General features: G+C 40.0%; 24 protein-coding genes, 2 tRNA genes and 1 pseudogene. 20 read left to right on the top strand and 7 right to left on the bottom strand.

All coding sequences use genetic code 11. The annotated features are described in order from the left end of the window. Positions 1-131: 131 nt before the first annotated feature. Both BA70_RS10560 and BA70_RS10555 read left to right on the top strand, forming a co-directional pair. Positions 132-213, top strand: a tRNA-Leu gene (locus BA70_RS10560). 217 nt (positions 214-430) lie between these two features. Beyond that, the gene (locus tag BA70_RS10555; protein WP_051691139.1) at positions 431-1,135 is read left to right on the top strand and encodes a hypothetical protein; all 705 of its coding nucleotides are present in this window, start codon (positions 431-433) and stop codon (positions 1,133-1,135) included. 45 nt (positions 1,136-1,180) lie between these two features. Here BA70_RS10555 and BA70_RS10550 read toward each other — a convergent pair whose 3' ends face one another. The 5 genes and pseudogenes from BA70_RS10550 to BA70_RS10530 form a co-directional block, all read right to left on the bottom strand. Beyond that, a complete protein-coding gene (locus BA70_RS10550) occupies positions 1,181-1,729 on the bottom strand; it encodes a histidine phosphatase family protein (RefSeq protein ID WP_034321735.1) in 549 nt (182 codons plus the stop codon). Positions 1,730-1,798: 69 nt separating this feature from the next. Continuing rightward, positions 1,799-1,990, bottom strand: a complete 192-nt coding sequence (locus BA70_RS10545) for a hypothetical protein (RefSeq protein ID WP_034321732.1) — start codon at positions 1,988-1,990, stop codon at positions 1,799-1,801. Positions 1,991-2,132: 142 nt separating this feature from the next. Next, positions 2,133-2,402, bottom strand: coding sequence for a hypothetical protein (locus tag BA70_RS10540; protein WP_034321749.1), 270 nt, complete (start codon positions 2,400-2,402; stop codon positions 2,133-2,135). Positions 2,403-2,467: 65 nt separating this feature from the next. After that, positions 2,468-3,046: pseudogene (locus BA70_RS10535) on the bottom strand (DUF1963 domain-containing protein); the annotation flags it as partial. A 129-nt stretch (positions 3,047-3,175) separates the two neighbouring features. Continuing rightward, positions 3,176-3,979, bottom strand: coding sequence for a DUF2262 domain-containing protein (locus BA70_RS10530; RefSeq protein ID WP_034321729.1), 804 nt, complete (start codon positions 3,977-3,979; stop codon positions 3,176-3,178). A gap of 539 nt (positions 3,980-4,518) precedes the next feature. Between BA70_RS10530 and ltaS the strand changes: the two genes are divergently transcribed. Then, complete coding sequence (gene ltaS, locus BA70_RS10525; RefSeq protein WP_034321726.1) at positions 4,519-6,462, top strand: lipoteichoic acid synthase; 1,944 nt, start codon at positions 4,519-4,521, stop codon at positions 6,460-6,462. Positions 6,463-6,619: 157 nt separating this feature from the next. After that, positions 6,620-7,186: a signal peptidase I gene (gene lepB, locus BA70_RS10520; RefSeq protein ID WP_034321723.1), complete on the top strand. Its 567-nt coding sequence runs from the start codon at positions 6,620-6,622 to the stop codon at positions 7,184-7,186. Between the two features lie 40 nt (positions 7,187-7,226). On the opposite strand, the gene BA70_RS10515 is transcribed toward lepB, so the two are convergent. Continuing rightward, a complete protein-coding gene (locus BA70_RS10515) occupies positions 7,227-8,522 on the bottom strand; it encodes a homocysteine synthase (RefSeq protein WP_034321721.1) in 1,296 nt (431 codons plus the stop codon). Positions 8,523-8,787: 265 nt separating this feature from the next. Between BA70_RS10515 and BA70_RS10510 the strand changes: the two genes are divergently transcribed. From BA70_RS10510 to BA70_RS10455, 12 genes are all read left to right on the top strand, one after another. After that, the gene (locus BA70_RS10510) at positions 8,788-8,943 is read left to right on the top strand and encodes an FbpB family small basic protein (RefSeq protein ID WP_078061704.1); all 156 of its coding nucleotides are present in this window, start codon (positions 8,788-8,790) and stop codon (positions 8,941-8,943) included. A gap of 161 nt (positions 8,944-9,104) precedes the next feature. After that, positions 9,105-9,872, top strand: coding sequence for an ABC transporter ATP-binding protein (locus BA70_RS10505; RefSeq protein WP_034321714.1), 768 nt, complete (start codon positions 9,105-9,107; stop codon positions 9,870-9,872). A 14-nt stretch (positions 9,873-9,886) separates the two neighbouring features. After that, entirely contained in the window at positions 9,887-10,876 is a 990-nt protein-coding gene (locus BA70_RS10500) for an aliphatic sulfonate ABC transporter substrate-binding protein (protein WP_034321711.1), read from the top strand. Positions 10,877-10,956: 80 nt separating this feature from the next. Further along, positions 10,957-11,709 carry an ABC transporter permease gene (locus tag BA70_RS10495; RefSeq protein ID WP_239646656.1) on the top strand — a complete coding sequence of 251 codons (753 nt, stop codon included), beginning with the start codon at positions 10,957-10,959 and terminating at the stop codon, positions 11,707-11,709. Between the two features lie 14 nt (positions 11,710-11,723). Then, entirely contained in the window at positions 11,724-12,866 is a 1,143-nt protein-coding gene (ssuD, locus tag BA70_RS10490) for an FMNH2-dependent alkanesulfonate monooxygenase (protein WP_034321706.1), read from the top strand. Between the two features lie 547 nt (positions 12,867-13,413). Then, on the top strand, positions 13,414-13,626 hold the full coding sequence (locus BA70_RS10485; RefSeq protein WP_034321703.1) for a hypothetical protein: 213 nt from the start codon (positions 13,414-13,416) through the stop codon (positions 13,624-13,626). A 116-nt stretch (positions 13,627-13,742) separates the two neighbouring features. Then, a complete protein-coding gene (locus tag BA70_RS10480; RefSeq protein WP_034321700.1) occupies positions 13,743-14,489 on the top strand; it encodes an ABC transporter ATP-binding protein in 747 nt (248 codons plus the stop codon). After that, positions 14,467-15,933, top strand: coding sequence for a hypothetical protein (locus tag BA70_RS10475; protein ID WP_034321699.1), 1,467 nt, complete (start codon positions 14,467-14,469; stop codon positions 15,931-15,933). The genes BA70_RS10480 and BA70_RS10475 overlap by 23 nt, the downstream gene beginning before the upstream one ends. Beyond that, a complete protein-coding gene (locus BA70_RS10470) occupies positions 15,917-16,822 on the top strand; it encodes a PqqD family protein (protein WP_034321697.1) in 906 nt (301 codons plus the stop codon). The genes BA70_RS10475 and BA70_RS10470 overlap by 17 nt, the downstream gene beginning before the upstream one ends. Next, positions 16,819-17,100, top strand: a complete 282-nt coding sequence (locus BA70_RS10465) for a hypothetical protein (RefSeq protein WP_034321695.1) — start codon at positions 16,819-16,821, stop codon at positions 17,098-17,100. The genes BA70_RS10470 and BA70_RS10465 overlap by 4 nt, the downstream gene beginning before the upstream one ends. An 81-nt stretch (positions 17,101-17,181) precedes the next feature. Then, positions 17,182-17,838: a hypothetical protein gene (locus tag BA70_RS10460; protein ID WP_034321694.1), complete on the top strand. Its 657-nt coding sequence runs from the start codon at positions 17,182-17,184 to the stop codon at positions 17,836-17,838. Positions 17,839-17,965: 127 nt separating this feature from the next. Beyond that, positions 17,966-18,039: transfer RNA gene (locus BA70_RS10455), tRNA-Gly, on the top strand. 99 nt (positions 18,040-18,138) lie between these two features. Here the strand turns inward: BA70_RS10455 and BA70_RS10450 are convergent. Continuing rightward, a complete protein-coding gene (locus BA70_RS10450; RefSeq protein WP_193352347.1) occupies positions 18,139-18,735 on the bottom strand; it encodes a hypothetical protein in 597 nt (198 codons plus the stop codon). A gap of 83 nt (positions 18,736-18,818) precedes the next feature. On the opposite strand from BA70_RS10450, the gene queG reads away from it, so the two are divergent. The 4 genes from queG (at position 18,819) to BA70_RS10430 (ending at position 22,327) form a co-directional block, all read left to right on the top strand. Further along, positions 18,819-19,967 carry a tRNA epoxyqueuosine(34) reductase QueG gene (queG, locus tag BA70_RS10445; protein ID WP_034321744.1) on the top strand — a complete coding sequence of 383 codons (1,149 nt, stop codon included), beginning with the start codon at positions 18,819-18,821 and terminating at the stop codon, positions 19,965-19,967. Between the two features lie 61 nt (positions 19,968-20,028). Beyond that, the gene (locus BA70_RS10440) at positions 20,029-20,931 is read left to right on the top strand and encodes an amidase domain-containing protein (RefSeq protein ID WP_034321693.1); all 903 of its coding nucleotides are present in this window, start codon (positions 20,029-20,031) and stop codon (positions 20,929-20,931) included. Positions 20,932-20,974: 43 nt separating this feature from the next. Next, complete coding sequence (gene trmL, locus BA70_RS10435) at positions 20,975-21,448, top strand: tRNA (uridine(34)/cytosine(34)/5-carboxymethylaminomethyluridine(34)-2'-O)-methyltransferase TrmL (protein ID WP_003211950.1); 474 nt, start codon at positions 20,975-20,977, stop codon at positions 21,446-21,448. A gap of 171 nt (positions 21,449-21,619) precedes the next feature. Further along, positions 21,620-22,327 carry a YrpD family protein gene (locus tag BA70_RS10430; protein ID WP_034321690.1) on the top strand — a complete coding sequence of 236 codons (708 nt, stop codon included), beginning with the start codon at positions 21,620-21,622 and terminating at the stop codon, positions 22,325-22,327. Positions 22,328-22,590 lie beyond the last annotated feature (263 nt).

The raw sequence follows: 22,590 nt of genomic DNA, 5'->3' as shown, positions 1-22,590 counted from the left end.
ATACTTCCGTTTTTTTGGAATTGGCGTACACACAGGACTTAAAAACCTGCGGTAGGTGACTACCGTGCCGGTTCAAGTCCGGCCCTCGGCACCATTGATTTTTATCATAAGTTGCGCTCTTTAATGATCATGCCGGTGTGGCGGAATTGGCAGACGCGCACGACTCAAAATCGTGTTCCTCACGGAGTGCCGGTTCGACCCCGGCCACCGGTATCTATCATCGGTAATTGAATGTGAAATTGCCGTCAATCTAACGTTTCTCCACAATGGAGAAACGTTTTTTTGTGTTTTCAATTCGAATTAGTGTTTGCGAAGGAGCAGCTAACATCATGATTTTGGAACTTCTAAGTACATTCAATTCATTCAGGAGCACGGAATGGAGGGTTTGTCTTACGATCAAATTGAATGTAAAAAGGACGGCGTTATGATATTGCAAACTACTACTATATTACGGGTCATCATTCAAGACGAGAGATCAAATCATTATCCTTATTTCAGACAGTATTGTGTAAAAAAAGAACAAGGGCTTCGTAAAGAGGCGCTAAAAGTCCTTCATTCCTTTATTGAAGAGATGAAAAAGAACGATTTTGAAACTCAGCGAGTATTTGTTGCGTGGCTGTTTGAGTGGATTGAACAGTTTGAGGATGATCATCATTTACTCGTTTTTCCGCTGGTGAATGGACTCATCAATCCGGTTCTTGAGGAGTGGGAGAAGGTTGATCCAGTGGATGTAAGGCCATATCGGTGGCAAGGTTTGTTTGTACCTCAGGGAGAATCACTGCCTTATTTATTGAAGGCAATAGAGCTTGGGGGCAGCGAGGAGCAGCGTGTGATTGTTCAAATTTGTGAAACCTATCTATCCGCTTTGTGGTATTCGTTTCATCATATACATGAAGATCTTTATTTAAGTACATTTGAGATGGATCAAGAGCGAATTCAGGGCATTGAAGATGTCATGATGCTGATACAAGATGAAAAGACACGTACATATTATCAAAAACAAGCAGTCTATTATGCTCAGCTTTTATCTGACTGGATTGAATTTCAGCAAACGGAGACAAGCGGGTTTATGAAATGGTGTGCGGAACTTGAAAAACCGTATGAATGGGTGAAGGCCTTTTATTATCGCCAATAGGTGTATTGTGATGAGAAAACGACAGAATGGATATTCTGCCGTTTTTTATACGTTATACCATATTCGTTCTATTTCTAAATGATCTGAGTTAAAGTATTTCAATACATAGACATCTGGATTGCTGAGCTTCTCCCACTCATTGAAGCCAATGTTTGAATCGGCGTGTTTGAGGAGTAGGCTCATGATATTGCCATGTGTGACGAAGAGGGTATGATTTTCTTCTAAATGTATTTGTTCGTAGAAAGCCTCTACGATCCGGTTCATGGCTTCTTGGCTGGATTCTCCACCTTCATATGTGATGTTTAAATCCGTAAAGCTGAGCTTTAGCTTCTCATACCAATCGTCCATGGGCTTGCTGCTTAACACACGTTCAGAAAGACGGTCATCGATTTTCATCTTAAGTTGTTTTGCATGGGCAAGAGGCTGGATAGTTTGGATAGCTCGTTTATAAGGACTTGAGATGATCTGATTGAGGTGTATGCTGGATAAGAACTGTGCCAGTGTGTGTGATTGAGCGATGCCTTGCGGTGTTAAAGCCGCGTCTTTGGATTGTCCATCTGCTTGACAGTGTCTGACGATATAATATGTTTTCATGTGATTACACCTTTCATTGAGTATAAAAAAATCATCCAAGATTGGATGAAGATTCACGAAAGTCTAGGTTCATTTGTTCGTATCTATTTCTTTATAGGGATCTGTGAGCTTGGATGTCAGGTCTAAGTTGAACAAAAAATCATCTACTGTGTCTGTACCAAAGGGAAGGGTGGAAAAGTTAATTGGGATACTGTCTTCTTGCGTTTCTGAAGTGATCGGCTGTTTGGGCTGCTTTTTTCTCCAGTTCTTAAACAAGCGCATGTGGGGCCCCCTTTTCTATGAAAAAGATGGATTTATACATAATATACGGGGAGAGTTGTCCAAGCGTCAATTGTTTTCTTCAAAAGGATTTATTAAATTTATACGAAAAGAGCCACATTCAAGTGCGGCTCTTTTCGTATATTTACATGGCATGGCGTAATAATTGCAGTAATTTACGTTCGCATCTTATGTTGTAACGCTTATGATGGAGTTTATCCGTTTTAAACCGGCCAATGACACGGCGAACATCTTGGTCATAAATGATGAGCTCTCTGCAAGTTTGATCGTTTAATAACGCTTGAAACCAGCTATATTTTTTCAGATGTGCTGCGTTTCTTGAGATATCCTCTTCATCTCCCTGTAGAAAAGGAATGTACAGAGCAATGGTAAAGATATCTAAAATGAATCCCACATGACCTCCTCCTTTCATATGATTCGTTACGCTTGAAAAGAAAAAAGGTTTCATTGAAAAGACATCTAAAAACAATCCCAGTGCATAAGCCATTCTTTCGTTTCTTTGTCGTAATAGAAATACATGGTGCCATTATCACCAATCATGAAACGAGGCTTTTCTTCTGAGGCGATTTGCAGCATAAATTCGCCTGGCTTTTGATGGGGTGGAGATTGAATATAAGCCCCATATCCGCCGATTTTTGTGAACGAGTAATTTGTGTATTGTTTAAAGAAGTGATCTGACGCTTCTTCACTCTCATTGACTTCTGATAAATCGACATATGACCATGCTTCTTCCCAGCATGGAAAGTCCTCTTGCTCTCTTTCGTTCCACTGGATTTGAAAGGGTTTGAGCCCTTTCACTTCTTCTGGGGTCTCAATTACTTCTAATCCTTCCATAGACGAATACTCAATGAGTTTCCAGCCTTCTCCGTTTTTGGTGATATCAATCGGAAGTGCTTTCTGGTTGAGGAAAATTTGAATCATCTTACATTCATCCAATCCGTTCATTCCCCCTGGGACTTCAGGTAAATAAATTTGTAAAATCGGGATCATGGCGCCATCTTGATCTGTCGGCCAGCCTTTATCAGGATGGATGGAAAAATGGCCGGCAAATCAGCTGTATCTAAATGGATCAGGACGGAATCCCCCAATCTTGGCTATGACTGGTGTTTTTCCAACTTGATTTAATACATGAAAAGCCTTTATCTCCATTGATTATCCCTCCATCTTTTAGCCTGCAATGTGTGCATCTTTAAATGTGCCATCTATATTTCCTGTGATAAGGATGACATGTCCCCAAAATAAATTACCGTCATGATAATAGGCTTCAAACTCTCCATTTGGATAAGCTTGCAGGCTTTCAAGCGAAATGCGATTGATAAAATGGTCATGTGTGATCTCTTCTTGATTTTCATCTGAGTCGTCTTGTTCCTGCCAGTCTTTTGCTAGCTCAATCAGTTTATTTGCCGCAAATGATTTAATAGAAGAATCCCATTTAGTCTGCTCTTGTACGAGTCGTCTAGCAGTTTGGATAGCGTCGGTTATACCTTCGTCTTCTTCGAGATTAAAGTAGAGAAGGCATTCCTGATTGCCCCATTGGATTGTCGTTTCAAATAAGTCTAGTCCTTTCACTAATTCAAAGGTGCCCAGCTTGTCATCGTGATAAAAGACAGGTTTTTGTGCTTCTTCTAGTATTTCTTGAAGCTCTCTTTCCTCTGTATCTGTATCGATCAGTGATACCAGCATGAATTCACCTGCACCTTTTCGCACCTGAAGTGTAACGATTGATTCTTTATGTAATTGTGCCTGTTTTTCCCGTAATCCCTCTTCATCTGTTAACCAGCAGAGTCTCACCTTTTCGGTTGTGATGTGGCCTTTTTCCTTCCATGCAATCAGTGGAATGGAAGCGGTCCAAAGAGATTCCTTTCCTGCTTTTCCTGCACCTACCCCAGTAGGTCCTGTGACAGCAATGATGTCTACTATTTCTGCTGAAAATCTTTTTTCAAATGCGTTGATTTGTTGATTATTCTTCATGTGATGTCCTCCAGCCTGAGTTATGTGTTGTGAATTATATCTTTATCACACCGCACATTGGCAGGGGAAATCAAGCTTTTTTTTGCTTGAAACTGTTTTTTTAGGTTTGTAGGAGTAGAGAGGATACATGGATTCCTGGGGGATGAGTCACAATAAAAGAGCAAATTGAAGGGATCGAATTTTGTATAAATTTAGGTGAATAAGTCGAAAAGCCTAGGTGAATCTTCCTTTTCTTTATAATTACTTTGACACGAATAGATGAAAAAAGTAAAGTAGTACTGAGTGATTTACAAAACCTTCATCATCCACTGAAACATGAAGTGCCAGTAAATATAGTGTAAATGGATATTTTTCCTTTTATTTATTCGTGTTTTTTTGAAACTTATGTTGCTTCTCATTCGTTATATTAAAGGAGCACACGTAACCGCCGGAGACAGAGCATCGGAATGCTTGGTGCAGAAGATTTACATTTGCAAAATGAATGTAAATTTTTTATGATTTCATTTATATCAGATCGAAAATAAGAAAGAAGAGGTTTTATGAAAAAAATATTTGCGAACAAACATAGCTTTTTTGTTTTGGCTGTTCTCTTATTTTGGGCAAAATCGTACACAGCCTACAAAATGGACTTTAATTTAGGAGTGAAAGGTTCTTTTCAAGAGGGTCTTCTCTTATTAAATCCATTTAGTTCAGCCATCGTGTTTTTTGGACTTGCTCTCTTTATCAAGGGGCGTAAATCGGCCATTGTTTTAATTGTCATTGATTTTATTATGACCGGACTTTTATATGCCAATGTAGCGTATTATCGTTTCTTTGATGACTTTTTGACTTTCTCCACAATGAAACAAGCAGGAAATCTTGGAGGAGGTATGACTGGCGGTGTGTTAGCAAGCATTAAGCCGCATGACCTATTATACTTCCTTGATATTATCATCTTAATTGCTATTGTCATTTGGAGACCAGAAGTGAAGAAATTTGAAATGAAAAAAACTTTCGCACTGCTTATTGTGGCGGCAGGTGTTGGACTGTTCTTTGTCAACCTGCATTTAGCTGAAAAAGATCGTCCAGAACTATTAACAAGAACATTTGATCATAAGTATGTTGTCAAATACTTAGGTGTTTATAACTATACGATTTATGACGGCGTACAAGCAGCACAAAACGCAACGCAGGTCGCAAATGCGAGCAGTGAAGATTTAACTGATGTCGTGAACTATACGGCTTCTCACTATGCGAAGCCAAATGCAGAGTATTTTGGTAAAGCAAAAGGTAAAAACATCATTAAAATTCATTTAGAAAGCTTCCAGTCGTTCTTAATTGACTACAAACTAAATGGAGAAGAAGTAACTCCATTTTTAAACAAACTGGCTCATGGAAAAGATGACTTTACGTATTTCGATAACTTCTTCCATCAGACTGGCCAAGGGAAGACATCTGATGCTGAGCTGATGATGGATAATAGTATGTTTGGATTGCCAGAGGGTGCAGCGTTTGTGACAAAGGGTGAAAACACCTTCCAATCACTTCCTGCGATTCTAGATCAAAAAGCAGGCTATACAAGTGCAGTGCTTCACGGGGACTATAAGTCTTTCTGGAACCGTGACACGATTTATAAGCATATGGGAATTGATCAATTCTTCGATGCTTCATATTACAACATGGATGAAGAAAATCTTGTGAATATGGGTCTGAAGGATAAGCCGTTCTTTAAAGAATCAATCCCAATGTTAGAATCAATGAAAAAGCCATTTTATGCACATTTAATGACACTGACAAATCACTATCCATTTAATCTAGATGAGAAAGATGCGACGATCGCTAAAGCAACAACTGGTGATAAAACCGTGGATAATTACTTCCAAACAGCAAGATATTTGGATGAGTCATTAGAGCAATTCTTTAAGGACTTGAAAAAATCAGGTCTTTATAAAGACTCAGTGATTCTACTATATGGTGATCATAACGGTATTTCTGAGAACCATAACCGTGCAATGAGTGAAATTCAAGGAAAAGAAATTACACCTTATCAAAATGCACAAAACCAGCGTGTACCGCTCATGATTCGTGTTCCTGGTAAACAGGGCGGCGTGAACCATACGTATGGTGGTGAAGTAGACGTGATGCCAACGCTTCTTCACTTACAAGGTATTGATTCGAATGAGTTCGTGAATTTTGGAACAGATCTATTTTCTAAAAAGCATGATCAAACTGTTGCATTCCGTAACGGAAACTATGTGACACCAAAATATACCCTTGTAGATAACACTGTCTACGACACGAAAACGGGTAAAGTGGTGAAACAAAATAAAAAGACAGAGGCGATTAAAGCCCGTGTTGATAATCAGTTAAGCCTTTCAGATAAAGTGCTCTACAGGGATCTTCTTCGATTCCATAAACTATCTGATTTTAAACCAGTGAATCCATCTGATTATTTCTATGGTAAATCAAACAAAGAGAACGAAGCGGATTCTTCTGCTAAGTAACTGAGTTTTGGGCAAGCACAGAAAGGTGCTTGCCTTTTTCTCTCTCACTGCTTGATTTGTTGGCAAAATATGTTTATATTTAGGGGGAAACAAGCGTGACGTCAGCAGATAGCTGGTGAAAAACTCATTTCGTCCTAGGGGATTTCAGGAGGAGCTTATGATAACAAATACAAAAACACAAAAAAAGAAATCAGAGTTATGGGGCTGGATCAAAGCCATCTTAATCGCATTCATTGCTGTTTTCATCATTCGTAACTTTTTATTCGCACCGTACATTGTCAAAGGGTCTTCTATGTATCCGACATTGCATGATACAGAGCGGGTTTTTGTGAATAAAACCGTCGATTATTTCGGTGATTATAAACGAGGACAGATCATTGTCCTTGATGGGGAAGACCGCAGCACTCACTACGTGAAACGATTGATTGGTTTACCTGGTGATAAAATCGAAATGAAAAATGACCAGCTGTATGTAAATGGGAAAAAAGTGGAGGAGCCTTATTTAGCATCAAACAAAAAGCAAGCAGCCGCAGATGGCACTTTGCTGACACCTGATTTTGGTCCTCTTACAGTCCCAAAAGGAAAGTACTTTGTCATGGGTGACAATCGCCAAAATTCAATGGACAGCCGCAACGGTTTAGGTCTTTTTACAAAGAGTGATATTCAAGGGACAACATCATTTGTATTTTATCCTTTCCAAGATATTCGATTACTCAACCATTAAATAAACAGAAAAAGCACACAGCCGTGTGCTTTTTTCTATTTCATGAAGACTGGCTTTTTGCAATCGCCTGCTCAAGATCTGCCAGAATATCTTCAATCGCTTCTGTTCCAACAGATAAACGAATGAGTTCTGGTGTAACGCCTGTCGCTTTTTGTTCAGCTTCACTTAATTGTTGATGCGTTGTGCTGGCAGGATGAATAATCAGTGACTTAGAATCGCCCACGTTTGCAAGATGTGAGAAAAGCTGAACGGAATCAATGAGCTTTTTACCTGCTTCTCGCCCACCTTTAATACCAAATGTGAGGATTGCGCCTTGTCCTTTTGGTAAATATGTTTGAGCCAGTTCAAAGGATTCATGGCTTTCAAGACCTGGATAGCTTACCCACTCTACAAGGGGGTGATCATGTAAAAATTGCGCTGTTTTTAACGCATTTTCACTATGCCGCTCAAGACGTAAATGCAATGTTTCTAAGCCCTGAAGAAGTAAAAATGAGTTGAAAGGTGACAGTGCTGCCCCTAAATCACGTAAGAGCTGTACACGCGCTTTTGTGATATAGGCCGCTTCTCCAATCGCTTCAGTATATGTGAGACCGTGATAACTTGGATCTGGTTCAGTCAGCCCTTTGAACTTATCACTGTCAGCCCAAGAAAACCCGCCGCTATCAACGATGACACCGCCAATTGATGTGCCATGTCCGCCAATGAATTTCGTCGCTGAGTGGACGACAATGTCTGCACCAAACTCGATAGGTCTTAATAAATAGGGGCTGGCGAGCGTATTGTCCACAATAAGTGGAATATGGTGTTTGTGTGCAATGGCTGAGACGGCTTCAATATGTAAAATGTCGCCTTTTGGATTCCCGATGCTCTCTGCATACACTGCTTTTGTTTTATCCGTAATCGCTGCTTCAAGTTCTTCAAGGTTGGATGAATCGACAAATTTCACTGTAATTCCGAGCTTTTTAAGCGTATGAGCAAACAGATTGTAGGTGCCTCCATAAAGGCTGCTGGAGGATACGATTTCGTCACCAGCTCCTGCAATGTTTAAAATAGAATAAGTGGTGGCTGCTTGTCCAGAGGAGACAGCAAGTGCACCAATTCCACCTTCAAGCTCAGCAATCCTTTTTTCAAACACGTCATTGGTGGGGTTCATAATACGCGAATAAATATTTCCAGGTTCCTGAAGTCCGAATAAATTCGCAGCATGCTCACTATCTCTAAAACCGAAAGAGCTTGTTTGATAAATAGGTACGGCTCTTGAATAGGTCGCTGAATCAAGTTCCTGACCTGCGTGAATGGCTTTTGTTTCTAAACGAAATTGAAGTTCTTCTGACATGTGTATATCCTCCTTTTGTTAGATAAAACCAACTACTTTGATAAGAAATATTTAATAAGACTATAAATCTTGTTTCGTGCTTGGTCAATCCTTTTTTAGATAAATCTGAAAAAACAATAAATATAGTTGACAGGTCGGAATAGTGTGTATTAACATGAGCATACTGAAAACACCAACAAGAATGGCTGATCGGTCAACCGAAGGCTCTATCACTCAAGCATGAGTGATAGAGCCTTTTTTATTTCAATGAGAAAGGGTGATGAGCGTGGAAAAAAAGAAAAAACGAAAAAAATACAGAAAACATATGGATCTCACACTAGACATATTGATTGAACGGAACAAATATGAGATTTACAGCAATCAAGAACGAATAGAAGCGATTTACGATCGAATTGATGAAAAGCATACAAGGTCGAAATAACTATTTTATAAAATATAGTTGATTTATAGGAATAATATGATTTAGGATGGTGCTAACAAATCAATATGAATAGCTGATCGGACAACACGAAGGCTCTTATCTCTTTTGGGATAAGGGCCTTTCTGCGTATAGTTCCGATGACAAGAGGAGGGAAGGTTGCAATGACTATTTCCATTGATATTGTGGGTAAATCTTTTTGGAAAGACAAACAAAGCATTCAAGTGCTTGAAGACATGAGGCTCACCATCGTTCCTGGTGAATTCGTGACGGTGATTGGTCCGAGCGGATGCGGGAAAAGTACATTGCTGAAGATCATTGGAGGGCTTGATACAGATTATGATGGGAAGATCGTGATAGGGGAAAGACGTGTGACAGAACCAGGAATGAAACAGGGCTTTATCTTTCAGGAGCATCGCTTGTTTCCGTGGCTGACGGTCGAAGAAAACATCGCTGCCAATTTCAATTTAAAACAAGCAGCTGTACGCCGCAAAGTCGATGAATTGATTGAAATTGTTCGATTAAAAGGTTTTGAACACGCCTATCCACATGAGCTTTCAGGCGGAATGTCACAGCGCGTAGCCATTGCAAGAGCACTCCTGCGTGATCCAGAGATTTTACTGCTTGATGAACCATTTGGTGCGCTAGATGCATTTACACGGAAACACTTACAGGATGTGCTGCTGAATATTTGGCAGGAGAAAAGAACAACGATGGTGCTTGTCACTCATGATATTGATGAATCCATTTATTTAGCCAATGAAATTGTGCTGTTACAAGCAAGACCTGGCCGAATTCATAAAATCCTTCCCGTGAATTTACCGTTCCCGCGGAATAGAACGTCAACAGCTTTTCAGAGCTTAAGACAAAAGGTGCTTTCGGAATTTGAGAAAACAGATGAGCTGTTACTGACGGATGGCTCAGGAATTTAAGGAGGTCAAATCGGATGAAAAGGCAAAATAGGATCGTTCTCCTTTTGGTTCTCCTCCTTGTATTAGCAGGGTGTGATCAAGCAGCGGATGGATCAGAAAACAAGCCAAAAGAGATTCGAATTGGAATTCAGCAAAGTCTAAGCCCACTGCTTTTAGCAAAGGAAAAAGGGTGGTTTGAACAATCATTTGAAAAAGAAGGTGTGAAAGTAAAGTGGGTGGAGTTTCAAAGTGGTCCTCCCCAATTCGAAGGACTTGCCGCTAATCAATTAGATTTTTCTCAGGTTGGTAACTCACCTGTTATAGCTGGTCAGGCAGCAGGTATTGATTTTAAGGAAATTGGTTTATCTCAGGATGGGCTGAAAGCGAACGGCATTTTAGTGAACAAGAACAGTGAGATTCAAAAAGTAGAAGACTTAAAAGGGAAAAAAATCGCCGTTGCCAAAGGAAGCAGTGGTTTTGACTTTTTATACAAAGTTTTAGATCAGGCTGGATTATCTGCAAAGGATGTTCAGATCATTCAGCTTCAGCCGGACGAAGCAATATCTGCGTTTGAGAATAGGTCCGTTGATGCTTGGTCGATCTGGGAGCCATTCTTATCACTTGAAACGATAGAAAAAGGAGCAAAGCTGTTGGTCAATGGAGAAGCGACCGATTTATATTCTCCAGGATTCACACTTGTCAGAACCAAATTTGCCGATCAGCATCCTGAACTAGTGGTGCAATTTTTAAAAGTATATGACAAAGCGGTGAAATGGCAGAATGCACATCAAAAGGAGGCCATTACACTTTATTCTCGTTTGAAACAGTTAGATCAGAAGGTGGTGACACAAGTATTAAACAATACAGAGCCGCTCAATGAGCCTATTTCTAAGAAGATTATAAACGCTCAGCAGCATACAGCTGATTTTCAATATAAAACAAAGGCGATCCAGCGGAAGATTGATGTAAATCAGGTGGTAGACAATTCGTTTATTGAAAAAATGCTGAAAGAGGAGAAAAATTGATGAAAGCTGCATCTAACCCAGCTCTTGTGACTAAAACCGAGCGAACGAAGAAAAAGAGGAGAAAAGCTTCATCCTTGATCATGTTAAAAGGACTTGTATTACCCGCTTTACTCATTGCAATTTGGCAGGTAACTGCTGCTTCCCAAATCGTTTCTTCGACTGTACTTCCTGCACCCACTGTCATTGTGGAATCTTTTCGAGAGTTGATTCGTTCCGGTGAGCTGTTTGGCCATCTTTACATAAGTCTCTACAGAGCGATATGCGGGTTTTTACTTGGTGGAGGTTTAGGCCTTGTGGTGGGCGTGTGTGTCGGTTTTTCTAGGAAAACCGAGCAGTATGTAGATCCGACCTTGCAAATGCTGAGAACAGTTCCTCATTTGGCGGTGACTCCTTTATTTATTCTTTGGTTTGGTTTTGATGAATCAGCGAAAATTTTATTAATTGCACTTGGGGCTTTTTTTCCGATCTATATCAATACCTTTCTAGGGATTCGCAATGTAGATAACAAGCTGTTTGATGTGGCTCACGCTTTAGAATTTAATTTGTATCAAAACATCACAAAATTGATTTTACCTGCTGCTCTTCCCCATATTCTTCTAGGCGTGAGGCTTTCATTAGGCATTGCCTGGCTTGGTTTAGTGGTGGCTGAATTGATGGGTTCGAGCAGTGGAGTCGGCTATATGATTATGGATGCAAGGCAATTCTCACAAACGGATAAAGTGTTTGTAGGGATTATCATTTTTGCGGTAGTTGGTAAGATGACAGATTCATTTGTACGTCTGTTAGAAAAGCGTCTGCTCAAGTGGCGCACAAGTTATCAAGGTGAAAAATAACAGGGGGCGATGTGATGAATATTCTATGGTTTATCCCAACGCATGGGGATGGTCGTTATTTAGGATCATCGAAAGGGGCAAGACAGGCAGACTATCCATATTTTAAACAAATTGCTCAAGCTGCCGATCAGCTTGGTTATACGGGGGTCTTGCTGCCTACAGGAAGATCTTGTGAAGATCCATGGCTGACGGCTGCTGCTTTAGCTGCAGAAACAACCCATTTAAAGTTTCTCGTGGCTCTTCGGCCAGGTTTGATGCAGCCGTCTGTTGCCGCTAGAATGACCTCCACACTTGATCGGCTTTCAGGCGGGAGACTGCTGATTAATGTTGTGGCGGGAGGCAGTAAAGAAGAACTTGCAGGGGATGGGCTATTCATTCCTCATGATGAGCGCTATGAGCAAACAGAAGAATTTTTGACAATCTGGAAGCGATTATTAAAAGGAGAGAATGTTCAGTTTGAAGGGAAGCATCTGCAAGCACAAAATGGCCGGCTGCTATTTCCACCAGTACAAACGCCACATCCCCCAGTCTTTTTTGGTGGATCATCAGAAGCAGGCATTCAAGCAGCTGCAAAACATACAGATGTTTATTTAACTTGGGGCGAGCCGCCTACACAAGTAAAAGAGAAAATCGCACAAGTGAAGAAGCAGGCTGAAAAGGAAGGAAGAACGGTGAAGTTTGGTATTCGTCTTCATGTGATTGTGAGAGAAACGGAAGAAGAGGCTTGGCAGGCAGCGGAACATCTAATTCACCATTTAGATCAAGAGACCATTGATGAGGCGCAAAAGGCTTTACAAGGGATGGACTCAGTAGGACAAAAACGAATGGTTGAATTACATCAAGGGAATAAAGACAAGCTTGAAATTAGTCCGAATCTTTGGGCAGGCATTGGTTTAGTTCGTGGAGGTGCAGGAACAGCACTTGTCGGGGATCCGAACACAATTGCAGAACGTATAGTAGAATATCAGTCTCTAGGGATTGATACGTTTATATTTTCTGGTTATCCGCACTTGGAAGAAGCTTATTATTTAGCAGAACTTGTCTTTCCGCTTCTTCCGTTTAAGAGGAATGGTGATGTAGGACTTCGTGTGCCAGCGGGTGAAATTATCGGTAACAATTATTTTCCTGATACGACGTCTACAGCAAGTTCTTCATAAAGCAAAAAGCAAAGCAGTCACTTCGCGGGCTGCTTTGCTTTTTTCATAGAAAGAGAAGGAGAGGCGTGTAAAATGTTGTGTGTTGTGGAAGGAGATGAGGGCTTTTTTCCCAATGGATTTTCTTGTATATACATATTTCAAGTGATAAGAGAAGAAGGAAAATATGCTCACTCTTTTGGCGGAATTATCAGTAAATATTTCATAATTGGTGTTTTAACGACATATAATTAGGGCTTTTATATCTGATATATCGGGGGAATTCTTGCTATCTCACAAAAAAGAAAGAATACATAGAAGAGATGATGAAAATGGACTATTTCAAAAGAAAAAGAAAAAAGATGGATTGTTTGACAAAAAATGGTTTTGTTGGTTCTTATGAGGGGACATAATCTAGTGAAAAAGAGAGGGGGTGTGCAGTTAAAAGTTAATAATTGAATAAAAAGTCACATTTTAATCGAAAGTACGTTCGGTCAAAAATGGGATATTCTGTTGATGTTTGGAGTGTGACGCCTATGATACGATCATCATAAGCTGGGAGGTGAAAAGTATGAATTATGCAGCGCCGCAAGTTGACTATTCCACTATGGAACCTGCTATCATGGACCAAGCGTGGTTCCTAGTATTTGTTGCAGTCCTTTTGGGATTGGGTGCAACTGTTGTTTTAGGAGCAGCAATTTGGTGTTTAGCAAATGGTAATGGTAGCTTTACAGGAGCCGTTCAATGGGAAAGTGGCTTAAAAGTCAATATTGAATGTAAGTAGCTATACTTAGGATTCATCTTTTTACTTCTATGATATGACATCAGGGCTAAACCGTCTGTGGCGGGCGGTTTAGCCTGATCTGTTTTTAAAAGAATATGCAGACACTTGGAGGTTATATGTTTACGATCGAGAATTTAACCAAGACGTATAAAAATAATGTGACTGCTGTCAATGATTTTCATTTAAAGGTTGCCCCTCATCAAATCGTTGCTGTTGCTGGACCGAATGGATCTGGTAAAACAACGATGATTAACTGTATACTCGGCATCATTAAGCATACAAAAGGAACGATTCATTTGCAGGACGTCACAAATGATGAACCATCCTTTAAAAAACAAGTAGCCTATATTCCAGATGACCTGCTGCTCCCTGAAGCATTGACTGGTGCTGAATATTTAGATTTTGTTTCTTCTATGTATGAATGTAAAACAATTCATAGAAGAAATCAACTAATTGAACTGTTTGATATGGATTCGGCTTTATCAAGACCTATTGAAACCTATTCACATGGTATGAAAAAAAAGACACAGCTGATTGCCGCCTTTATGCTGGATAGTCAATTGGTGATCATGGATGAGCCCTTTAGGGGACTTGATATTGAAGCGGTTATAAACACAAAGAAACTGATGAAGCGTTATGCCGAGCATCATGGTGCGATCTTGCTTTCAACGCATGATATGCTTGCAGCTGAAGAGCTGTGCCACAAAATCGCCATTATTTCTAAGGGGAATAAAATGGATGAAGGAACAGTTTCAGCCTTAAAGGAGAAGTATCAATCAAGCACACTAGAACAGGTGTTTCTGAAAGCTTCAATGTTAAGTGATAGGGGTGCACATTTTGATGAAATCATTAATCATTTCTAAAATGATGCTAAAAATGTGGCAGCAGGAGATGTATAAGCTCTTTGATACTCAAACGAAGCGAATCATTGTGGTCTTATTCTTTTTGTTTGCAGTCACAATGGGGGCCATCATTGGATACAGTTTTACTGGTGTCTTTATGAAGGCTTTCTTAAATGGGGATGAACGTTCACTTGGATTATTGGTTGTGTCGATGGCGATCAATGCATCTATTTTTACAAGCTTGTTATTTGTTCTGATCAAGGTCAGAACACCTGAGCAAGACCGGTTTTCTATGCAGCTCAGCTGGTTCCCGCTCTCTACCTTTCAGAAAAGTCTTGGATACTTCATTCCGATGGTGACAGTAGTGGCAGGGCTTGTGTTATTTTTTATCGGCATCTTGCTTTTACCTAATTTTATTGCCCAAGGAATCGGTATTTTCTTTATCCTCACTTTCTTTTTGATGGTGCTTTTGCAATCGCTCTTTGTCCTAATGCTGCTGCAATTCATTTATAACATCACCTATTTGCTCGTTCTGAAATTAAAATTACCGTTGCAAAAATTTGCAGCGATATTTGTTTTATTGGCACTAGTTGTGGCGTATGGAATGACGCATTTTGACATCAGCCAAATACAGCAATCATATGTACAGTTTGATTATCATTTGATGTATTTTACAGCACCGTTTTTCCTAGCGGCACAAGGGATGCCTCCAGATGGGGTGAATGATGCGATTTTGATCCTATTGATCCTCTTATCTGCGGGCGGCGCATTTATTTCTCTCGCCCTGATGCCGATTATGGCTGAGAAAAAAGCGTTAACTTTTTTAAACAAACTGCCATTCTCTGCTTCAAAAAAGTGGTCACTTATTGTAAAGGAAATCAAATCACAGGTGCGAAATGAAGAAAACATTTTAAACTTTCTCATTCTTCTCATTGTGATCTTATTCGTCCGTTATCAGTTTGCTTTCCGCTTTGAAGGAGAAGCGTTTTTTGTTCTATGTGCTCTTGCTGGATTAACAGCTTTTAATTCATTTGGCAATGATAAACGTATGCTAGGGATGTATAAAACATTTGGCCTAAGGTCGTGGGAAGTGGCTCTGTATAAGTTTATTGGACTTCTACTCGTTGGCGTGATGCAAATTGCTTTATTCATGCTTGCAACATGGACGCTTCCTGATCAGATCTGGATCCTTTTGATTGGAGTTGCTGCTCTCTGTAATGCAACGGCTCTCTTTTATGTGGTGGGTATTTTGCTGCCCCTTGATCGAAATAATCCATACACGGGCATTTTTTCATTTGGAGCACTTATTTTAATCATGATTCCGATTGTGTTTATTGGAAATTATGTCATAGGGGAGTCGAGTCAAACGCTTCAGTGGCTGCTTGTGGCAGGATTTGAAGGTCTGCTCATCTTTGCCATATACAAAGGTTTTTCATGGAGGTATTCACATGATTCAACTTCTTAACAGTAAGCTAAAGATCAAGCGGGTACCAGCTCTTACGCCGTATGTGACCTTACAAAAGAGGCATCTGACTGATACGCAATATGGAAGCACTCTCCCGATTAATGAAAGTGCATATCATATGTTAACGAAAGTTGACGGCAAAAGGACAGAAGCGAGTATTACGGCAGAGCTCGCCGATTTGTTTCAGGTCGACGAGTCTGTGATTGCTCGTGATTTTTATCAACTGATGATGGGGTTGAATCAGCATCATTTGCTGTCTATTCATTATCAATCACCATATCGGATTGTCACAGCCTGCTGTCAATTTTTTAAGCAGTATCAAGTAAAGATGAAGGAACGGTTTGACTGCACGGGGCATTCATTTCTTCACATATTGGGTACGGCTCTGCTCATGGTGACGCGTAAAATCATCTTTTTCTGGGTGTTCTTTATGATCATGGCGGGAATCGCCTTTTTATTTATTCCTGATCCATCGATTGCAGCCATTGCGATTTATTTTACGATTATTTATTTCGGATTAATTACCGGGACTGCCTTGCATGAGGCAGCACATGGATATGCACATCGGAAGTTTGCGGGACGGGATGGTCCTCAAGGTTTTTTTGCGAGCGATATGATGTCTGTGAAGTTTGTGAGACCTGTATTAGATCCGTTTCAGAAAAAGCAGGTATGGATTACGCTGCTTGGACCGCTCGCACCAGGTGTGATTGGGGCAGCTGGTATCATTGTGACCGTGTTATTTCTGAAAGAGAACCCGATTTCGACAGGTTTCTTCATTTTTTCAATCACGTATTTTATTCAATTACTCTACCTTCTTCCGTTTATGGGGGATGGTAAGTCCATTATGAAGCAGTTATTGCTTGGTGGAATGGGAGGACAACGATCATGAACGTTCAGGCATTGAAACAAGGTGCTATTGTTGGTGGTTTTCTAGGATTCTTAGGCTTTCCGATGCTGACAATTGGTGTACTATTCTATCATTTATTTCAATCAAAAACGAATGATGCATTATTATTTAACAGTCTCGCTTTTGAGATGGAAGGTTCGTCAGCGTTTACTTTTCAGATCAAGCCAAACTTTTTTATTTATATGATTGTGATTTTTGCGGCGAGTTTTCTCATTGTGGCATTGCTGTCGGCAATGAAACAGAAAAAAGCGAAAGATTAGGAGAATTCTCCTAATCTTTTTTTGTATAATCAACCAAATTTTAGTATAATAAAGAATAAAAAAACATCAAAGGGGATATCAATGATTAAAAAATGGAGTATACTTTTGTTCACTGTTTTTCTTTTAGCAGGATGCGGTATGAAGGCCGAAGAAACAACAACGACAGTGAAGACAGTATCTAAAAAAGAAACAGAACCCGTATCTAAGAATCAAGTAACAATCGAAAAAATGAAGCTGACAAAGAAAGAAGAAGGCTTACTAGATGCAACAACTACTAATGAAATGGTGGCTCTTACCCTAAAGGGATTAACGAAGAAGAATAAGAGTATTACTTTTATCGGGAGTCATTATAAAAATGGTCGATTAGTTGATGAGGAAGCATCTTCTGCCACCTTTACCTTACATCAGGATGGAACCGATCAAACGATGAACATGCTCTTTCAACTGAATCATCAGAAAGATATATACGAATCACAATTTAGTATTTGGTCAGACAAGAAGAATGATGGGATGACAAAAGCAACTTCAAGCTTTCCTTTCAAAGTAGGTGATTATGTTTTTTCCGCACAATCTGAATCTGTCAAAGTGGCTTCAGGAGAAAAAGCACTAATTGCATATACAGCTGCAATGGGGAAAGATGGGAATTCACCTATGCTTGGAGCAATCGAGAAGAACCCTGAGAAAGCGTTGAAGAATATGTCACATGCGTACTTATTTTTTGTCCAGTTAGACAAATAACTATCGTAATATATATGGAGAATATGAAGTTTTTTGACGAAAAATCTTCATATTCTCTTGACGAATTGTTAAGAAAGTTGTAACATAATAAAAGTCAACGCAATGATGTTGCCTTTAAAAGATTGATGCGGGTGTAGTTTAGTGGTACAACCTCAGCCTTCCAAGCTGATGTCGTTAGTTCTATTCTCATCACCCGCTCCAATACATAATTTTTGTTAATAACGCAGTATTTCGTTTCTTAGATAAACGAAGTGTTGCGTTTTTTATTATGTCAGTATAATGTGAAAAAGCACTGTCAGGCTACAGTGCTTTTTCAATGAGTTCATATTTGCTTTCTCCACCATGTATTTGTATAAACATCTTCGTCAAGGATTGTATAAGAGCTTCACTCTTTTCCCGGGAAATAGATGGCGGGAAAAGGATGATTTGAAGAATGTTCTTTGTGTCTTGAGAAATTTGTGCTTTACTTGCTTTAGAAAATAATCCCTTAAGTCCTGCGTCGTCCTGCCATTCAATGTGACCAGCATCATTTTTTGCCAGTGAAAGTGGTTCTTTTAGGCGATCGGCATCTAATGTCAGGATGGGCAAGAAATATTTTAATGAGAAAAATATCGACAAATCCTGTACGGAATTGGTCGAGTCAATAAATTGTTCCTTTTGAATATCAGAAAGAAGTGGAAGGAAAGGGACGTCTTCTAAAAGATCAGTCCATACTTTGATTGCTTGTACTTCTTCTAAGGCTTTATCTTCGTATTCAAAAAACAAAGACTCTTGAAACAGGCGTAATCGACCTTTTAACATTTGAGGTGATTTACCGACTTCAATATGTGAATATTCAATCTGTCCAACATGGATAGACGGGTTTTGAGGATGAGAAATTTCCATATGTATCTTCACAGTGACTCACTCCAATCGGTCATGATACACTCGTATTATACTGAAAACAACAGAAGAAACAAAGGAAGGAGGTTTGCAAGGTGATTCATGTTGGAGAATTAAAAGAAGAGTTAATTCAATATGCGAAAGAAATTGGTGTCGATAAAATTCGATTTGCAAGTGCTGATACATTTGATTCATTAAAGGACCGACTGATCTTACATGAATCGTTAGGGTATTTGTCCGGCTTTGAAGAGCCTGATATTGAAAAACGAACAAACCCTTCTTTGCTGCTTCCAAAGGCCAAATCAATTGTTGCGATAGCGCTCGCGTATCCTTCCAAAATGAAAGATGCTCCTCGAAGCACAAAGGATGCGAGAAGGGGAATCTTCTGCAGGGCTTCATGGGGAACGGATTATCATGTTGTTTTGAATAAAAAGCTCGATATGCTCGAGGAATTTTTGCGAAGCAAACATGTCGATATACGAACAAAATCAATGGTGGATACAGGGGAACTGTCTGATCGTGCTGTAGCAGAACGCGCTGGCATTGGTTTCAGTGCAAAGAATTGTATGATTATCACACCAGAGTTCGGCTCTTATGTGTATTTAGCTGAAATGATCACAAATGTCCCATTTGAACCGGATGAGAAAATTGAAGATCAGTGCGGGACGTGCAATAAATGTGTGGATTCGTGTCCGACTGGTGCACTTGTGAATCCAGGACAGCTGAATTCTCAAAGGTGCATTTCGTTTTTAACTCAGACAAAAGGGTTTTTACCTGACGAATTTCGTTCGAAAATAGGGAACCGATTGTATGGATGTGATACGTGCCAAATTGTCTGCCCGATCAATAAAGGGAAAGACTTTCATCTGCATCCTGAAATGGAGCCGGACCCTGAAATTGCAAAGCCACTTTTAAAGCCGCTCCTTACGATCAGTAATCGTGAGTTTAAGGAAAAATACGGTCATGTATCAGGATCATGGCGGGGGAAAAAGCCCATTCAGCGGAATGCAATTTTGGCACTCGCTCACTTTAAAGATACATCTGCCTTACCAGTTTTGATTGAGTTGATGCACAAGGATCCAAGGCCGGTCATTCGAGGCACGGCTGCTTGGGCCATTGGTAAAATTGGCGACAAGCAGCAGCTTTCAGAGTTGGAAAAAGCCCTTGAGCGGGAAAGTGATGAAGAAGCGAAACAAGAGATCATCAAAGGGATTGAGTTGTTACAGACACCTTTAAATACTAAATAACATCCCTATGAACATAGAATGTACCAAACAGAGATTTTAAAAAAAGTTTGGTGGTGTCTGTGTGAAACAATTATTAGCGCAAACGTTAGAAGACAGGCTGGCGTATTTATTAAATGACAGTGCGATTAAACAACCGCAGCTCATGTCTGATGTGGAAGCAGTAGAACGAAAAAAGGAGCTTTTTGCTAGAAGACAGGTTGAGATTGTGAAGGCGAAGGCAAAAGCAAAGCTTCTAGATTCAACGATTCAGGACGATGGAGCTCAGCATGTGCAATATCTTGCTCATCTCACTTATGTCTGTAAGGATGTAGACGATTCTTTTTATTTGGAGGAACAGGTTGAAAAAAGAGAAGCGTTTCTTTATAACGACATGCTTGTCAAAGATCACATGATGCAGGAGGAACGGCAAAAGGAAGAGCAGGAGGATGAGCGCTTCCAGAACGAGGAACAATTCGGGAGAGCCTTTCACTATGATCGGCGGGCAGCCGTGCAATATGCGGAGACGTACTGGAATAAACGGAATCCAGCCTACAAGAATTTTGAAGATAACTGTACAAATTTTATTTCACAATGCTTGAAAGCAGGGAATGCGCCAACGAGAGGGTATCCGAATCGTGGGTCTGGCTGGTGGGTGCGTCCACATACGTGGAGCTACAGCTGGACGGTGGCTCATTCGATGAAAAATTATTTAGCGAATTCTAAAGCGGGCTTAAGGGCAAAGAAGCTAAAAGAAGCGAAGGAGCTTCAAATTGGTGATATCATTTGCTACGATTTTGAGGGTGATGGAAGGTATAATCATACAACCATTGTCGTTGACCATGATAAAGGCGGGATGCCTCTTGTGAATGCACAGACGTATGACAGCCGCATGCGTTATTGGTCATATGAGGATTCGACCGCCTATACACCAGCTATTCGTTATACGTTTTTTCACATTTTGGACGATGCCGCAAAGGATAGTTAATGGTATAATGTTGAGCGGAAAAGAAAATTAGAGGTGAACTTTTTTGGGACTTCATGTCGTTTTATATCAACCAGAGATTCCAGCTAATACTGGAAATATTGCGCGTACATGTGCAGCAACAAATACAACACTTCATCTGATTCGTCCACTTGGTTTTTCGACAGATGACAAAATGCTGAAGCGTGCTGGACTCGATTATTGGAAGTATGCCAATGTCGTCTATCATGATTCGCTCGATGAATTGTTTGAGGCGCATCCGAAGGGACAATTCTTCTATATCACAAAGTTTGGCCAAAAGCCGCATACAACGTTTGATTACTCTCAGTTAGATGAAGACTATTTCTTCGTCTTTGGCAGAGAGACAAGTGGATTGCCGAAAGATCTAATTGAACGAAATATGGACCGCTGTCTTCGTTTACCGATGACAGAGCATGTTCGTTCGCTTAATCTATCAAATACAGCAGCAATCCTTGTTTATGAGGCACTTCGCCAGCAGCAATATCGAGACCTTATATAAGATCATGATGAAAGCCGAGATACCGATCTCGGCTTTTTTATGTGAGATTAGAAGCATGGAGATGAAAAATATGACTTATTTATACTTTTTTTGACATGTTAAAAAATAGGTAGTATGATAGATTGTGATCACGTTTTCAAAAATGATGAATCCATTAGGAGGAATAAAGAGATGAAAAAACTACTGATCACTAGTGCCATTAGCTCAGCTATTTTAATGGGGGCCATTCCAGTCAGTATTCCAGGTCTTTCTCAGACGCAGGAAATAGAAGCAGCGCAATTATCTAAAGGAATTGGCGGGCGTACTTATATCAATAGTAATGGATCTATATTGGTCACAAAAATTCAACTTCCTTCCACGATGAGTGTGTCTAATGGGACAGCTTATATTTATTCTGGATTCACAGGATCAAAAGAAGCGGATATTGGTCTTCAATACAGTCCAACCTATAATGTATGGAAACCTACGATGAAGGTAGGGACAAATAATCAAGAAACATATATCGAGGGACAGAGTGATTTTACGTATACAAAAGGATTTAAGCCTGGAAGTACTGTTCAAATGACCATTTATAAAAATTTGAATGGACATACAAGAGCGACTTTCTGGGGGACAAACAATGTTGGTTATACAGGACGCATTATCACAGAAATTCAAAACTCAAACATTGGCTCTGTGACCAAATGGAAATTACTTTCGACGGTTGCAGTGACTGACGATATTTATCGGAAAGATATTCGGGCAAACTTCTCTACTCGTTTTACTGATATCACATTAGATAATCGAGCAGTCACACCGGTGATAGATACGCAAGACTTTACTTCGATTCAGGTATCGGGTAATACAGTGAATATGCAAGTGCTGAAAACAACGAACTAAATGAAAAAAGGATGTTCCGCTAATGGAACATCCTTTTTTTCATTTACCAGGCTTGCCTTCGTAGCCAGCTGTGAAAATGGATACTAAAAACGTAATGATGACGCCCATCATAATGACCGTTCTCATATATGCTCCCCCTTATCCCTTTGTTCCTACTCGCTGCCTGTTTCATATGATGTGAAGTTCGCCTTGAAAAGCAGGAGAAGAAGATCATTTTTCTCCTGTTTTTCCTTTATTATGAAGGGTCTTGCGGATGGTTGTCA

This window comes from Bacillus zhangzhouensis (assembly GCF_000715205.1).
Taxonomy (GTDB): domain Bacteria; phylum Bacillota; class Bacilli; order Bacillales; family Bacillaceae; genus Bacillus; species Bacillus zhangzhouensis.
This window is presented reverse-complemented; position numbering and strand designations above follow the sequence as displayed.

Excerpts from the sequence above, each read along its gene's own strand:
- BA70_RS10460 (WP_034321694.1), top strand. The coding sequence starts at position 17,182 with ATGATTAAAAAATGGAGTATACTTTTGTTCACTGTTTTTCTTTTAGCA.
- ltaS (WP_034321726.1), top strand. The coding sequence starts at position 4,519 with ATGAAAAAAATATTTGCGAACAAACATAGCTTTTTTGTTTTGGCTGTT.
- BA70_RS10545 (WP_034321732.1), bottom strand. The coding sequence starts at position 1,990 with ATGCGCTTGTTTAAGAACTGGAGAAAAAAGCAGCCCAAACAGCCGATC.
- BA70_RS10495 (WP_239646656.1), top strand. The coding sequence starts at position 10,957 with ATGTTAAAAGGACTTGTATTACCCGCTTTACTCATTGCAATTTGGCAG.
- BA70_RS10480 (WP_034321700.1), top strand. The coding sequence starts at position 13,743 with ATGTTTACGATCGAGAATTTAACCAAGACGTATAAAAATAATGTGACT.
- BA70_RS10430 (WP_034321690.1), top strand. The coding sequence starts at position 21,620 with ATGAAAAAACTACTGATCACTAGTGCCATTAGCTCAGCTATTTTAATG.
- BA70_RS10465 (WP_034321695.1), top strand. The coding sequence starts at position 16,819 with ATGAACGTTCAGGCATTGAAACAAGGTGCTATTGTTGGTGGTTTTCTA.
- lepB (WP_034321723.1), top strand. The coding sequence starts at position 6,620 with ATGATAACAAATACAAAAACACAAAAAAAGAAATCAGAGTTATGGGGC.
- ssuD (WP_034321706.1), top strand. The coding sequence starts at position 11,724 with ATGAATATTCTATGGTTTATCCCAACGCATGGGGATGGTCGTTATTTA.
- BA70_RS10550 (WP_034321735.1), bottom strand. The coding sequence starts at position 1,729 with ATGAAAACATATTATATCGTCAGACACTGTCAAGCAGATGGACAATCC.
- BA70_RS10530 (WP_034321729.1), bottom strand. The coding sequence starts at position 3,979 with ATGAAGAATAATCAACAAATCAACGCATTTGAAAAAAGATTTTCAGCA.
- BA70_RS10485 (WP_034321703.1), top strand. The coding sequence starts at position 13,414 with ATGAATTATGCAGCGCCGCAAGTTGACTATTCCACTATGGAACCTGCT.
- BA70_RS10475 (WP_034321699.1), top strand. The coding sequence starts at position 14,467 with ATGAAATCATTAATCATTTCTAAAATGATGCTAAAAATGTGGCAGCAG.
- BA70_RS10500 (WP_034321711.1), top strand. The coding sequence starts at position 9,887 with ATGAAAAGGCAAAATAGGATCGTTCTCCTTTTGGTTCTCCTCCTTGTA.
- BA70_RS10505 (WP_034321714.1), top strand. The coding sequence starts at position 9,105 with ATGACTATTTCCATTGATATTGTGGGTAAATCTTTTTGGAAAGACAAA.
- BA70_RS10515 (WP_034321721.1), bottom strand. The coding sequence starts at position 8,522 with ATGTCAGAAGAACTTCAATTTCGTTTAGAAACAAAAGCCATTCACGCA.
- BA70_RS10470 (WP_034321697.1), top strand. The coding sequence starts at position 15,917 with ATGATTCAACTTCTTAACAGTAAGCTAAAGATCAAGCGGGTACCAGCT.